We start from the raw sequence: 11963 nt of genomic DNA on the forward strand, positions 1-11963 counted from the left end.
GTCGGCGGGGCGGGGCGGGGTGGGCCGCGGCGGGGCCGCCGTGTACGGCCGCGCGCCCGCACGCAGGGACGGGAACGTCGGGGCACCGTCGGGCAACCCGTCCGACGCGCGGGGCGGCGCGGTGTCCTGTGTGAACCGGTCCTGCCGGTGCGGTGCCGGGGTGTGCCCCACGGGAGCGCCGGCGGGACGGGGCGGCACCTGGCGCTCCGGGCCGGACGTGGCCCGTCGGCCGGACGTCTCCGCACGGAGATCGGTCCGACGCGGCGGCACCTGGCGCTCCGCCTCGGACGTGGCCGGACGGCCGGACGTCTCGTCACGGAAATCGGTCGCGGGGCCCGCCTCCCGGGTCTCTTCGCGGACCGGGAGCTGCGGCGGGGCCGTCCCCTCCGCGGTGGCCGGCGGGGTCTGCGCGGCCTGCTCCGGGAGGGCGTCCGGGGACGACTGCGACGCGGCCGGGGACGACTGCGGCGGGGTCGTCGGGCGCGGAGGGATGGAGGCGCGGCGCGCTTCCGTGCTCATGCACCCCCCGTTTCCTCGTACCCGGGCATTCGGTCCGCCGCGGAGCTCGGCGGGGCCGTTTCGTGTCTGCGGAAGCCCGCCACGGGCACGCATACCCGCACCGGTGGACCGTCACCCCGGGCAGGGCCCGCCGGGGCAAGGTCGTTCCTCCCTGCGTGCGCGTCACTCTACGGGTTGACGCGCGTCCGGAGGGAACCAGTCCGGGGCCCCGGGGCATCTGCCCGGAACGTCCCCCTACCCTGCGGTAATCGAGTCTGGCAGGCTTCGGACATGACTGCCCGCGCCGCAGACCGGGCCCGGTACGACCGGGCCACCGCTCACCTCGACGCGCCTGTCGCGATCGTGGACCTGAAGGCCTTCGACGCGAACGCGGAGGATCTCGTCCGCAGGGCCGGGGGCAAGCCGATCCGTGTCGCCAGCAAGTCCGTCCGCTGCCGCGCCCTCCTGGAACGCGTCCTGGGCCGCGACGGCTTCGCGGGCATCATGTCGTTCACCCTCGCCGAGTCGCTGTGGCTCGCGCGCTCCGGCTTCGACGACGTGCTCCTGGCCTACCCGTCGGCGGACCGCGGGGCCTTCGCCGAGCTGACCGGCGACCCGAAGCTCGCCGCCGCCGTGACCGTCATGATCGACGACCCGGCGCAGCTGGCCCTGATCGACGAGGCCCGGCAGGGCGGCACCGAAGTCGTGCGTGTCTGCCTGGAGTTGGACACGTCCCTCAAGCTGCTCGGCGGGCGGGTCCGGGTGGGGGCCCTGCGCTCGCCGCTGCACTCCCCGGCCCAGGTGGCCGATCTGGCCCGCGCCGTCACCAGGCGGCCCGGGTTCCGGCTCGTCGGGATCATGGCGTACGAGGGGCACATCGCGGGCGTGGGCGACGCCGTCGACGGGCGGCCGCTGCGGTCGCGCGCCATCCGGCTGATGCAGGCCACCGCCCGCAAGGAGCTGGCCCAGCGGCGCGCCGAGGTCGTCCGGGCCGTGCGGGCGGTGGCACCGGACCTCGAATTCGTCAACGGCGGAGGCACGGGCAGTGTCCAGCACACGGCAGCGGAGGACTCGGTCACCGAGATCGCGGCGGGGTCCGGGCTGTACGTGCCGCGGTTGTTCGACAACTACACGTCCTTCAGCGGGCGTCCGGCCGCGCTGTTCGCGCAGCCCGTCGTCCGCAGGCCGGGCGTGGGGATCGTGACGGTCCTCGGCGGCGGCTACCCGGCCTCGGGAGCCCCGGGCGCCGACCGGCTTCCGGTCCCCCACCTGCCGGAGGGCCTGAGGTACGACCCGCAGGAGGGTCCCGGTGAGGTGCAGACGCCGCTGATCGGCTCGCCCGCGGACGACCTGCTGATCGGCGACAAGGTGTGGTTCCGGCACGCCAAGGCCGGCGAGCTGTGCGAGCGGTTCGACACGCTGCACCTCGTGGAGGGCGACACGGTGACGGCCGCGGTCCCGACGTACCGGGGTGAAGGGCACACCTTCCTCTAGGACGGCTCTCCGCGGGGTCTCACGTCGACGGTCCGATGCTGCTGCCCACTCCCCCGCCGGTGCCCGAGTCGCCGACCGGGCGGATGCCCTTGGTGATCCTGTCCATGTCGGCGAGAGGTGGTCCGTCGGGGCCCGCGTCGAAGGCGAAGCGGACGATGACGAGGGACTCCGAGCCGACGCTGGAGGGAAAGGCCAGCGACTCGACGTACCCTCCCGGCCCCACACCGGTCCTGACACGCCAGCGCACGAAGTAGCCGGCCCGCCCCGCGACGGCGACCTGGCCCGACTTCACCACCTGGTGGGAGGTGATGCCGCGGTAGGGCCTGCTGTCGACCAGGTCGCGGTCGTACGAGGCGTCCGCCGCGTCCTCGATGTCCCGCTCGGCGAGGATCTTCGGGGACTTCTCGTCGTTGGCCGTGACCGTGCGCGACAGGACCCGGCCGTGGCGGCAGAGTCCGGGGTCCCCCGGGCAGTCGTAGGTGCCCGGCGTCGTCATCACCATGTCGTCCTCGGCGACGTACTTGGGCCGGACCCAGCCGTCGAGCAACGGCAGGGTGATGCCGTTGAGTTCGTCCACGACCTTCGACGGGTCCTCGGACGGGCTCGCGGAGGCGGAGGCCGACGGCGACGGTGAGCCGGTCCCGGTGGCGGGCGCCGGGGCGGTCGGCGTGGTCTTCGTGGCCGCCTCGCCCTTCCCGTCGTCCTTGCCGAGGAGCACGGCGCCGGTGGCGATCGACGCGACGAGGACCGCTCCGGCCGCGGTCAGCGCGACGGCTTTGGCCCGGCCCGAGCCGCCGTTCCCGGACGGTGCCGGGGGTGCCGGGGGCTGCGTGGGGACCTCGGGCTGGCGCCGGTGGTCGGTCCACGCGGTTCCGTCCCACCAGCGCTCGACGAGCGGGTACGACGGGTCGCGGTACCAGCCGGGCGGAGGTGTCATGCTCATCCCGGCACTCTAGGACGTGGCCCCGAAGATCAGTACACGGTGTCCGTCCGGTCGGGCACGACGGAGCCGTCCGGTCTGCGTACGGGGCCCCGGCCGCCGTCCGGCGCGTTGTAGGCGGTCGTCGCGCACGGGTAGGCGTCCGGCTTGCGGGGCAGCGGCTCGATGAACATCGGGTTGACCACCCAGCGGCCGTCGGCGTCGTCGTACGCCCGGCACATCAGTTCGCTCTTGTTGCGGTTGAGGACCAGGTGGGCGCCGGTGGCGTCGCCGACGAAGGTGACGTCGGTGTCGGCGTCGCCGCCCGCGACGACGGGGCGGTGGCGGGCGTCCTGCCGCCGCCAGGCGGCGCCGCCGCGCACTCCGTAGATCTCCTGGTTGATCCAGCAGCGTTTGCCGTCGATGTACGGGATGGCCTCGCCCCTGCTCGCGGGGACGCCGCCGCAGCCCGCGTTCCGGGTGGTGATCCGGCCATGGCGGTCGAGGACGGAGCGGATCGCGACGGTGTGACGGGCGTCGACCCCGACCCCGCGGGACCAGACCTCGGTGACGGGTTCGGAGCCCGCCGAGACGATGTACACGTCGAATCCGGCCCGTTGCAGGGTGCGGATCAGGTCGCGCTGCTGGTCGTAGTAGCGGACGTACGCGGGAACGGTGCGGGTGCCGACCCGCTGGACCGAGCCCACGGGGGCCGCGAGGGCGCGCTCGCGTGCCCGGCGGGCGTAGGAGGAGAGCTCCGCGGGGGTGCGGCCGGCGAAGAGTTGGGGCACCCATGCGTACTGGGGCACCGTGCGCCGGTGGTTCCAGGTGCCGGCGAAGGCCGGGGCCCCGCTCACGGTGGTGCCGTTCTCGCGGATCTGGAGGATCTCGTCGGCGCAGCGGGGGTTCTCGGAAGTTCTCAGAGAGGTGCCCGCGCCCGAGCCGCACGCGGCGGTGAGGGCCTCGTCGGCGGCTGTGGTGAGCCAGGCGCTGGTGTCCTTCCAGCGGGCCGGGCGCAGGAGTTTGTCGTGGGTGAGGGCCCAGACGAGGGTGGCGTCCGTGACGTCGTTCTTGGTGATCGTGTTGTCCCAGTCGAAGGCGGCGACCGGGCGGGTGCCCCGGGGGCGGCCCGCGCAGGTGCCGTGGGCGTCGATCACCTGTTGCAGACGGGCGCGGTTGTCTCCGTACCAAGTGCCGGACAGCCGTGGGCAGTCGGTGCGGCGGGTCGCGGCCGGGGCGGCGGCGACGGGGGCGGTGGGCGCGGCCGCCAGGGTGGCGGCCGCTGCCAGGGTCCACACGAGGAGGTGTCGCATATGACGTGGACCGTACACCTTTGTCCGCTACAGGGGTGTCACGTACGCGCCCGAGATCCCGCCGTCGACCAGGAAGTCGGTGGCGTTGACGAACGAGGAGTCGTCGCTGGCGAGGAACGCGACGGCCGCGGCGATCTCGTCTGCCTCCGCGAACCGTCCGACGGGGATGTGCACCAGCCGCCGCGCGGCCCGTTCCGGGTCCTTGGCGAACAGCTCCTGGAGCAACGGGGTGTTGACCGGTCCGGGGCACAGGGCGTTGACCCGGATGCCCTCCCTGGCGAACTGCACGCCCAGTTCGCGGGACATGGCCAGCACACCGCCCTTGGATGCCGTGTAGGAGATCTGCGAGGTCGCCGCGCCCATCCGGGCCACGAAGGACGCCGTGTTGATGATGGAGCCCCTGCCCTGGCGCCGCATGTAGGGGATGGCCGCCTTGCAGCACAGGTACACGGAGGTGAGGTTGACCTCCTGGACGCGCTTCCAGGCCTCCAGTCCGGTCTCCAGGATGGAGTCGTCGTCGGGCGGCGAGATGCCGGCGTTGTTGAAGGCGACGTCGACGGAGCCGTACGTGTCGTACGCCGCCTTGAAGAGCGCCTCGACCTGTTCCGGGTCGGTGACGTCGACCTTGACGAAGGTGCCGCCGACCTCCTCGGCGGCGGCCTTGCCGCGCTGTTCGTCGACGTCGCCGCAGACGACGCGCGCACCCTCGGAGGCCAGCCGGCGCGTGGTGGCGAGGCCGATCCCGCTGCCGGCGCCGGTGACGACGGCGGTACGGCCGACCAGACGGCGGCAGATGTTTCCCTCGGTGGCTTCGGTCACTGTGCGGGGCCCTCCGTACTGATGAAGACGTTCTTGGTTTCGGTGAAGGCGGTGAGCGCGTCCGGGCCCAGCTCGCGGCCGATCCCCGACTGCTTGAAGCCGCCGAAGGGGGTCCAGTAGCGGACGCTGGAGTGGGAGTTGACGGAGAGGTTCCCGGCGCGGACGGCGCCCGAGACGCGCAGTGCCCGGCCGATGTCCCGGCTCCAGACGGAGCCGGCGAGACCGTACGGCGTGTCGTTGGCGAGCCTTACGGCGTCCGCCTCGTCCTCGAACGGGATGACCACGGCGACCGGGCCGAAGACCTCCTCGACGGCGACGCGGGCGTCGGGCGCGACCTCGGTGAGCACGGTGGGCGGGAACCAGAAACCGGGTCCCTCCGGGGCCTTGCCACGGATGCCGGGCGCGTCGGCGTCGACGTAGGAGCGCACGCGTTCCAGCTGCGCCCGGGAGATCAGCGGTCCCATCTGCGTCTGCTCGTCGGCGGGGTCGCCGACCCGGACGGACTCGATCGCGGGGGCGAGCAGGTCCAGGAAGCGGTCGTGCACCGAGCGCTGGACGAGGATGCGGGTGCGGGCGCAGCAGTCCTGGCCGGAGTTGTCGAGGAAGGACATGGGCGCGGCGGCAGCGGCGGCCTCGACGTCCGCGTCGGCGAACACGATGTTGGGGCTCTTGCCGCCGAGTTCCAGGGTGACACGCTTGAGGAGGGCGGAGCCCTTCGCCAGCACCTGCTTGCCCACGGCCGTCGACCCGGTGAAGACGATCTTGGCGACGCCCGGATGCTCGACGAGAGCGTTCCCCGCGACGGGTCCGGCGCCCGGCAGCACCTGGAAGAGATGCTCGGGAAGCCCTGCCTCCAGGGCGAGTTCGGCCAGCCGCAGGGCGGTCAGCGGTGTCGTCTCGGCGGGCTTGAGGATCACCGCGTTGCCCGCGGCGAGGGCCGGTGCGGTGCCCCAGGCGGCGATCGGCATGGGGAAGTTCCAGGGCGCGATGACGCCGACGACGCCGAGGGGTTCGAGGAGGGTGACGTCGAGGCCGCCGTGGACCGGAATCTGACGGCCGGTCAGCCGCTCCACTCCCCCGGCCGCGTAGTCGAGCAGGTCGCGCACGTTGCCCGCCTCCCAGCGGGCGTTGCCGAGGGTGTGGCCGGCCTCGCGGACCTCCAGCCGGGCCAGTTCCTCGATGTGCCCGTCGACGGCGGACGCGAAGCGGCGCAGCAGCCGGGCACGGTCGGCGGGCGCGAGCGCCGCCCAGGCCGTCTGGGCGTGTGCGGCCCGCGCGACAGCGGCGTCCACGTCGTCCGCGGTGGCGGCCGGGACGGTGGCGACGACCTCCTCGGTGGCCGGGTTGAGGACGCGGAGTTCGTGCTCGTTCGACAAGAGGGGCCTCACATGCGTTCGAAGGAGCGGCGCAGCTCCCAGTCGGTCACCGCGGCGTCGAAGGCGTCCAGCTCGACGCGCGCCATGTTGCGGTAGTGCGCGACCACCTCGTCGCCGAACGCGGCCTTGGCGATGGGACTGTTCTCCCAGAGCTCGGCGGCCTCGCGCAGGGTGGTGGGCACGTGCTCGTACTCGGCGGCGTACGCGTTGCCCGCGCACGCCTCGGGGAGCTCCAGCTGCTGCTCGATGCCGTACAGGCCGGCCGCGACGAGACCGGCGACCGCCAGGTGCGGGTTGACGTCGCCGCCCGGCAGGCGGTTCTCGAAGCGCGTCGAGCGGCCGTGGCCGACGACACGCAGCGCGCAGGTGCGGTTGTCGTGGCCCCAGGCGACGGCGGTCGGCGCGAAGGAGCCCGGCTGGAACCGCTTGTAGGAGTTGATGTTGGGGGCGTAGAGGAGCGAGAAGTCGCGCAGGGCGGCGAGCTGCCCGGCGAGGAAGTGCCGCATGACCGGCGACATCCCGTCGGGGTCCCGGTCGGAGCCCGCCATGACGTTCCTGCCGTCGGCGTCCGCGAGCGAGAGGTGAATGTGGCAGGAGTTGCCCTCGCGTTCGTTGTACTTGGCCATGAACGTGAGCGAGACGCCCTCCTGGGAGGCGATCTCCTTGGCGCCGGTCTTGTAGATCGCGTGCTGGTCGCAGGTGACGAGGGCCTCGTCGTACTTGAAGGCGATCTCGTGCTGACCGGGGTTGCATTCGCCCTTCGCGGACTCGACGGTGAGGCCGGCACCCTGCATCTCGTTGCGGATGCGGCGGAGCAGGGGCTCGATGCGCCCGGTGCCCAGGACCGAGTAGTCGATGTTGTACTGGTTGGCCGGGGTCAGGCCGCGGTAGTGGGCGTCCCAGGCCTGCTCGTAGGTGTCCTTGAAGACGATGAACTCGAGCTCCGTGCCGACCTGGGCGGTGTAGCCGAGCTCCGCGAGGCGGTCGAGCTGGCGGCGCAGGATCTGGCGGGGCGCGGCGACGACCGGTGAGCCGTCGTTCCAGGCGAGGTCGGCGATGAGCAGGGCGGTGCCCGCGTTCCACGGGACCCGGCGCAGGGTGCCGAGGTCGGGGCGCATCGCGAAGTCGCCGTAGCCCCGGTCCCAGGAGGACATGTCGTATCCGTCGACCGTGTTCATCTCGGTGTCGACGGCGAGGAGGTAGTTGCAGCCCTCCGTGCCGTGGTGCAGGACCTCGTCGAGGAAGAAGCGTGCGGCGAACCGCTTGCCCTGGAGTCGCCCCTGCATGTCGGGGAAGGCCAGGACGACCGTGTCGATCTCGCCGCCCGCGACGAGGGTGTGCAGTTCCTCTACGCCGAGCGGGGGTGTGCGGTCTGCCACCGGAAAAGCCTCCTTGGGTCAGCCGAGAGCCATAAGGTATTGCCGAGAACCATTGCTTGGGAAGGGGGCACGACCGGATGGCGCAGGCGAGTCCAGACAGCGGCCCGGGGCGCGGTCCGGGCCGCGCCGCGAGGGGTCCGGGCGACGGGCTGACGACCGTGCTGCGGCCGGTGCGGGCGGGCAACGGATTCGAGGAGGCGCTGGAGCAGATCCTCCAGGTCGTCCGGCTGGGCCTGGTGCCCGGCGGCGGACGGCTGCCCGCCGAACGGGACCTGGCGGAACGGCTCGGGATCAGCCGGGTCACCCTGCGCGAGGTCCTCAAGGTGCTCCAGGACCAGGGCCTCGTCGAGTCGCGGCGCGGCCGGTACGGCGGCACGTTCGTGCTGCCGCGCGCGCAGGCGCCCGGCGAGCAGGAGCTGCGGCGCCGGGTCGCCGCGGTCGACATCGAGGACGTACTGCGCTTCCGGGAGGTCCTGGAGGTGGGCGCGGCCGGACTGTGCGCCGCGCACGGGCTCGACGGCGAGCGGGCGAAGCGGCTGCGCGAGGCGCTCGCCCGCACGAACGACGCTCCGCTGACCGAGTACCGACGGCTGGACACCGGGCTCCACCTCACCCTCGCGCAGCTGTGCGGTTCGCCGTCGCTGGCGGCCCAGTACGCGGCCGTGCGCGCCTCCGTCAACGACCTCCTCGACTGCATCCCCCTGCTGGTACGCAACCTGGAGCACTCCCAGCAGCAGCACACGGCGCTGGTCGAGGCCGTGCTCGACGGGGACGCGGACGGGGCGCGGGAGATGATGCGGGAGCACTGCGCGGGGACGGCGGCGCTGCTGCGGGGGTTCCTCGCGTGAGCCGGACACGACGCGCACCCGTCCGCCTTGTCGTCGCGCGTCCCGCAAAGGTATGCATGCGTTCCATTGGTCGGGGATCGAGGCGAGGGAGAGCCGCGTGGACAGGCCGCTGATCGGCGTCAGCACGTATCTGGACGGGGCCCGCTGGGGTGTGTGGGAACTGGAGGCCGCGCTGCTGCCCGCGGGGTATCCGCGGCTCGTGCAGCGGGCCGGCGGGCTCGCCGTGATGCTGCCGCCGGACGATCCGGACCGGGCCGCCGCGGCCGTGGCCCGCCTCGACGGGGTGGTCGTCGCCGGCGGGCCGGACGTCGACCCCGGGTGCTACGACGCCGAGCGGTCGCCGCGCACGGGGCCGCCGGCGCCCGCACGCGACGCGTGGGAACTGGCCCTGATCCGGGCCGCGTTGGCGTCCGGCACCCCACTGCTCGGGATCTGCCGCGGCATGCAGCTGCTGAACGTCGCCCTCGGGGGCACGCTCGTCCAGCACATCGAGGGGCACACCCAGGCCGTCGGGGTCTTCGGGCACCACGAGGTGACGCCCGTGCCGGGGACGTTGTACGCCGGTGCGGTGCCGGAGGCCTCGGCCGTGCCCACCTATCACCACCAGGCGGTGGAACGGCTCGGTGCAGGACTGCTCGCCTCGGCGCATGCCGCGGACGGGACGGTGGAGGCCGTCGAACTCCCCGGGCCCGGGTGGGTCCTCGGGGTGCAGTGGCACCCGGAGATGGGCGAGGACGTGCGGGTGATGAGGGCGCTGGTCCGGGCGGCGGCCTGACGACGCGCCGGAAAGCCAGCCGCTCCACCCCTCGACGAGCGGGGCCCGGGGCGAAGCTGCGGGGACGGCAGCGGCGGCGGGGCGGCCGTCAGTGGAACGCGCGGGTCGATGACGGCGCTGGTCCGGGCGGCGGCCTGACGACGCGCCGGAAAGCCAGCCGCTCCGCCCCTCGACGAGCGGGGCCCGGGGCGAAGCTGCGGGGACGGCAGCGGCGGCGGGGCGGCCGTCAGTGGAACGCGCGGGTCAGGGACAGGAGATCCCGGGCCGGGCCGGTGGGGCGGTGACCGGTCGGCCAGACCGCGCGCAGGGCACGGTCGAGCCGGACGTCGGCGAGCTCCACGGTCACCAGCCGACGGGCCGACAGCTCCTCCCCGAGCGCGAGCTCGCTGAGGACGGCGGGCCCGGCCCCGCTGACCGCTGACGCCTTGACCGCGGTGGTGGACGACAGCTCGATCAACGGCCGGGCGAGCCCTCCGAGCGCCGCGTCGAGCACCTGCCGCGTACCGGAGCCCTCCTCCCGCAGGATGAGCGGCGTCGCCGCGAGCTCGCCCGCGGACAGCGGCGCCCGCCGCCGCGCCCACGGGTGCCCGGGCGCCGTGACGACGATCAGCCGGTCCCGCGCGACGACCACCGAGTCGAGGCCCACCGGAACGGACAACCCTTCGACGAAGCCGAGATCGGCCTCGCCCGCGAGGAGCCGCTCCGCGACGGCGGCGGAATTGCCGGCGAGGAGCGACACCGCCGTGTCGGGGCGTTGCGCGCGCAGCGCGATCAGCCAGCCGGGGAGCAGGTATTCGGCGATGGTCATGCTCGCGGCCACCCGGAGCCGGGAGTCCCGCCGGTCACGCAGGGCCTGCGCCCCGGCGTCGAACGCCTCGGCCGCCTCCACCACCCGCCGGGCCCAGTCGGTGACGAGCGCGCCCTCGTCGGTGAGCCGCGAGCCGCGGGGTGAACGGTCCACGAGGGCCACCCCGAGCTGGCGTTCCATGGAGCGGATGCGGCTGCTGGCCGCGGGCTGGGTGATGCCCAGTTCGCGCGCCGCGCGCCCGAGGCTGCCGAGCCGCGCCACGGCGAGCAGCAGTTCCAGCGCGCCGAGTTCCGGTACCCGGTGCGCGATGCCGCTGCCGGCCGTCTCTCCGCCTCTGCCCGCGGCCGCTTCGTGCTCGGTGTTCCCGGTCGCCGATTCCGTCCTGCCCATAAACCCAGCTTATGCCCTCATAGAACGGTGCTCCCTGGTGGGGAGGCCTTCGGCGCGGGACGGTGGAGCCATGGTCACCGCTGCCCAGCCCCTCGCCGTCCGCACATCGGGATCCCCTCGCACGGCCGGAACCCCCCGCGCCGCCACCGTGCGGCACCTGGGCCCGAACTGGTACGCCTCGGTGATGGGCACGGCCATCGTGGCCACGGCGGGCGCCGGACTACCCGGGCACGTGCCGGGCCTCGAAGCCGCGTGCGCCGCCGTGTGGGCACTGTCGCTCGCGATGCTCGTGATCCTGCTCGCCGCCCGCGCCGTGCACTGGACCCGTCACCGCGACCAGGCCCGCGCCCATCTCCTCGACCCGGCCATGGCGCCCTTCTACGGCTGTCTCGCCATGGCCCTGCTGGCCGTCGGCGGCGGGGCGCTGGTCGTCGGCGAGGACTGGATCGGACCGCGGGCCGCGCTCGCGCTGGACGTCGTCCTGTTCACCGTCGGCACGGTGGTGGGGCTGCTGGCCGCGGTGGCCGTCCCGTACCTGATGGTCGTGCGGCACCGCATCGAGCCCGGACAGGCCACACCGGTGTGGCTGCTGCCGCTCGTCGCCCCGATGGTCTCCGCCGCCCTCGGCCCGCTGCTCGTGCCGCATCTGCCGGCCGGGCAGGCCCGCCAGACCCTGCTGCTCGGCTGCCTCGCGATGTTCGGGCTGAGCCTGCTGGCCACGTTCCTGGTGCTTCCGCTGATCTTCGCGCGGCTCGTCACGGCGGGTCCGCTGCCCCTGGCGCTCACCCCGACCCTGTTCCTGGTGCTGGGTCCGCTGGGCCAGTCGACCACCGCGACGGGCAAGTTCGCCGACGTCGCCCCGGGGGTGATGCACGCCCCGTACGACCAGGGATTCGGCATCCTCGCCGTCCTCTACGGGGTTCCCGTGACCGGTTTCGCACTCCTGTGGCTCGGGCTCGCCGGCGCGATGGTGCTGCGGGCCCGCCGCCGGGGCATGGGCTTCGCGATGACCTGGTGGGCGTTCACCTTCCCGGTCGGGACGTGCGTGACGGGCGCCGAGGGGCTGGCCCGGCACACCGGCCTGGTCGCCTTCGACGGCCTCGCGATCGCCCTGTACGTGCTGCTCGTTGCCGCGTGGGGGGTGGCCGCCGGGTGCACGGTCCGTGGGCTGTTCAGCGGCGAGCTGCTCGCAGCGCCTTCGCAAAGGTAGCTTTTCGCCACCTTTCCCGGTGTTGACCGCACGGGTTGACGTGGTTAAGGCTCGTCGTTCGGTGGGTCTTCCAGCTGTGCGCGGATCGAATTGAGGTTGCTCTGGCGGATGGCAGTAGTGGGGTGGTCGGGGCC

At 73.5% G+C, this 11963-nt stretch carries 10 protein-coding genes and 1 pseudogene; 4 read left to right on the forward strand and 7 right to left on the reverse strand.

Going from position 1 to position 11963, the window contains the following annotated elements; genetic code table 11:
• Positions 1-519, reverse strand: a pseudogene (locus tag BKI49_RS06035) (hypothetical protein); the annotation flags it as partial.
• A gap of 270 nt (positions 520-789) precedes the next feature.
• On the opposite strand from BKI49_RS06035, the gene BKI49_RS06040 reads away from it, so the two are divergent.
• Positions 790-1992: an amino acid deaminase/aldolase gene (locus BKI49_RS06040; protein WP_095933157.1), complete on the forward strand. Its 1203-nt coding sequence runs from the start codon at positions 790-792 to the stop codon at positions 1990-1992.
• A 19-nt stretch (positions 1993-2011) separates the two neighbouring features.
• Here BKI49_RS06040 and BKI49_RS06045 read toward each other — a convergent pair whose 3' ends face one another.
• The 5 genes from BKI49_RS06045 to BKI49_RS06065 are packed head-to-tail and all read right to left on the reverse strand — an operon-like array spanning position 2012 to position 7798.
• On the reverse strand, positions 2012-2929 hold the full coding sequence (locus tag BKI49_RS06045; protein ID WP_095933158.1) for a DUF2510 domain-containing protein: 918 nt from the start codon (positions 2927-2929) through the stop codon (positions 2012-2014).
• Between the two features lie 35 nt (positions 2930-2964).
• Positions 2965-4224, reverse strand: coding sequence for an HAD family hydrolase (locus tag BKI49_RS06050; RefSeq protein ID WP_095933159.1), 1260 nt, complete (start codon positions 4222-4224; stop codon positions 2965-2967).
• A 27-nt stretch (positions 4225-4251) separates the two neighbouring features.
• Positions 4252-5043: a 3-oxoacyl-ACP reductase gene (locus tag BKI49_RS06055; protein ID WP_095933160.1), complete on the reverse strand. Its 792-nt coding sequence runs from the start codon at positions 5041-5043 to the stop codon at positions 4252-4254.
• On the reverse strand, positions 5040-6419 hold the full coding sequence (locus BKI49_RS06060) for an aldehyde dehydrogenase family protein (protein ID WP_179332349.1): 1380 nt from the start codon (positions 6417-6419) through the stop codon (positions 5040-5042). The genes BKI49_RS06055 and BKI49_RS06060 overlap by 4 nt, the downstream gene beginning before the upstream one ends.
• A gap of 8 nt (positions 6420-6427) precedes the next feature.
• Entirely contained in the window at positions 6428-7798 is a 1371-nt protein-coding gene (locus BKI49_RS06065; protein WP_095933161.1) for a glutamine synthetase family protein, read from the reverse strand.
• 77 nt (positions 7799-7875) lie between these two features.
• Here BKI49_RS06065 and BKI49_RS06070 point away from each other — a divergent pair, with 77 nt between their 5' ends.
• Positions 7876-8646: a FadR/GntR family transcriptional regulator gene (locus BKI49_RS06070; RefSeq protein WP_095933162.1), complete on the forward strand. Its 771-nt coding sequence runs from the start codon at positions 7876-7878 to the stop codon at positions 8644-8646.
• 52 nt (positions 8647-8698) lie between these two features.
• Complete coding sequence (locus BKI49_RS06075) at positions 8699-9421, forward strand: gamma-glutamyl-gamma-aminobutyrate hydrolase family protein (protein ID WP_095933163.1); 723 nt, start codon at positions 8699-8701, stop codon at positions 9419-9421.
• A gap of 226 nt (positions 9422-9647) precedes the next feature.
• Here the strand turns inward: BKI49_RS06075 and BKI49_RS06080 are convergent, their stop codons facing one another.
• On the reverse strand, positions 9648-10619 hold the full coding sequence (locus tag BKI49_RS06080; protein ID WP_257004631.1) for a LysR family transcriptional regulator: 972 nt from the start codon (positions 10617-10619) through the stop codon (positions 9648-9650).
• Positions 10620-10689: 70 nt separating this feature from the next.
• Between BKI49_RS06080 and BKI49_RS06085 the strand changes: the two genes are divergently transcribed.
• A complete protein-coding gene (locus tag BKI49_RS06085) occupies positions 10690-11829 on the forward strand; it encodes a TDT family transporter (RefSeq protein WP_095933164.1) in 1140 nt (379 codons plus the stop codon).
• The last annotated feature ends 134 nt before the right edge of the window (positions 11830-11963 follow it).

Origin of the sequence: Streptomyces sp. Tue6028 (assembly GCF_002300165.1) — a bacterium.
GTDB lineage: Bacteria > Actinomycetota > Actinomycetes > Streptomycetales > Streptomycetaceae > Streptomyces > Streptomyces siamensis.